Source organism: Microbacterium sp. Bi128 (assembly GCF_918698205.1).
On sequence record NZ_CAKKMM010001035.1, the window covers coordinates 1 to 1,829 of the forward strand.

Here is a 1,829-nt window from a genome sequence, read left to right on the forward strand (position 1 = left end):
GCGCTGGCCGCGGCCAAGGCCGAAGAGGAGCAGATCCGTACCGGCATCCAGGCCCTGGGCTCCCGGCCCGGCACCGAAATGTTTGACCTGGTCTTCCAGGAAACCACCCCTGCCCTGCAGGCCCAGGCCGCCAACTGGCGCGAGGAGTCCGAACATGTCTAACTCGATTCTCGAAAACGTAGACGCCGCAGGCGACAACACTGCCGACAACACTGCCGACAACACCGGCGACGACACTGTCACCAACCCGGCCGGAAGCGAGCCCGCCACCACGGTGATGTCGATGCAGCAAGCACTCAACCGCGCCCTCGACGAGGTCCTCGCGGACAACCCCCAAGCCGTCATCTTCGGCGAGGACTGCGGCCGGCTCGGCGGCGTCTTCCGCATCACCGACGGGCTGCAGGCCAGGCACGGCGCGCAGCGCGTCTTTGACACCCCGCTGGCGGAATCCGGCATCCTGGGCATGTCCGTGGGCCTGGCGATGGCCGGGTTCCACCCCATTCCCGAGGTCCAGTTCGACGGCTTCGCCTACCCTGCCATCAACCAGATCGTCTGCCAGATCGCCCGGATGAACTACCGCAGCCGGGGCACCATGCCGATGCCCATCACCCTGCGGGTGCCCAGCTTCGGCGGCATCCGCGCCCCCGAACACCACGGCGAAAGCCTGGAGGCGCTCTTCGCCCACGTACCGGGCCTGAAGGTGGTCTCGCCGTCGAACCCGCATGAGGCCTACCACCTGCTCAAGTACGCTGCCACGCGGCCGGACCCGGTGATCTTCATGGAGCCCAAGTCGAGGTACTGGCAGAAGGGTGAGGTGGACCTTGCGCACTGCGATGCGGACGACGATGCAGACGGCGGCTCCCCCACCGGCGCCAAGGTGATGCGCGAAGGCCGCCACCTCACGCTGGTCGCCTGGGGCGCCATGGTGGCCCGCTGCCTGCAGGTGGCGGAGCTCGCGGCCGAGGACGGGATCGATATCGAGGTCCTGGACCTGCGCTGGCTCAAGCCGATCGACGCCGAGGCCCTCGCCGCCTCCGTGCGCAAGACGCGCCGCGCCGTCGTCGTCCACGAGGCGCCGCTGACCTCCGGCCTCGGCGCCGAAGTGGCGCAGCTGATCACGCAAAGCTGCTTCGACACCCTCAGGGCGCCGGTGGAGCGCATCACCGGCTTCGACGTCCCGTACCCCTCGGGCGACCTGGAAGATGAATACATCCCGAACATTGACCGGATCCTCTTCGGCATCCAGCGAGTATTGGAGTACAAACGTGGCTGAAATTTCCTTCCCGCTCCCGGATCTCGGCGAGGGCCTGATCGAGGCCACCGTGCTGGAATGGCTGGTTTCCCCGGGCGAGCAGGTGGAGCGCAACCAGCCGCTCGTGGAGGTCGAAACCACCAAGTCGGCCGTTGAATTGCCCAGCCCGCAGGCAGGTAAGGTAGTGCGTATCTACGGCGGGCCCGGCGACAAGATCAATGTCGGCGAGCCCCTGCTTGTGTTTGAGGTGCCGGACAACACCGCCGGCATCGTGGGCACGGTCCCGAAGGAAGAGGCACCTAAGCGCCGGGTCCGCCTGAGCGCCGTACTTGATGAGGACTGAGAGCATGAGCGGCAGACACACCGGCGAGCAGCATTCGCACACCGTTGAGGGCACCGACCCCCAGCTGTACGTGCAGGTGCATGAGCCCCAGAACGACGCCGGGTTCCGTCCCGTCCTGCTGCTGCACGGCTTCTCCTCCTCCTCCAAGCTCAACTGGGAAGACAGCGGCTGGCTCACCGCGCTCCTGGAAGCCGGCCGGCGCGTCATCACCGTGGACCTGCCCGGCCACGGCCG

Annotated in this window: 3 protein-coding genes and 1 pseudogene; all 4 read left to right on the top strand. The window is 67.3% G+C overall.

Annotated elements, in window-relative coordinates:
- Positions 1-162: pseudogene (locus LQV45_RS29450) on the top strand (pyruvate dehydrogenase); the annotation flags it as partial.
- Between the two features lie 115 nt (positions 163-277).
- Positions 278-1,273: an alpha-ketoacid dehydrogenase subunit beta gene (locus LQV45_RS29455; RefSeq protein ID WP_230010632.1), complete on the top strand. Its 996-nt coding sequence runs from the start codon at positions 278-280 to the stop codon at positions 1,271-1,273.
- Positions 1,266-1,595, top strand: coding sequence for a biotin/lipoyl-containing protein (locus tag LQV45_RS29460; RefSeq protein WP_230010627.1), 330 nt, complete (start codon positions 1,266-1,268; stop codon positions 1,593-1,595). Before LQV45_RS29455 ends, LQV45_RS29460 begins: the two co-directional genes overlap by 8 nt.
- A gap of 4 nt (positions 1,596-1,599) precedes the next feature.
- On the top strand, positions 1,600-1,829 hold a 230-nt coding region (locus LQV45_RS29465; RefSeq protein WP_230010629.1), incomplete at its 3' end, for an alpha/beta fold hydrolase.

Coding starts and splice junctions, on each gene's coding strand:
- LQV45_RS29455 (WP_230010632.1), top strand. CDS start 278: ATGTCGATGCAGCAAGCACTCAACCGCGCCCTCGACGAGGTCCTCGCG.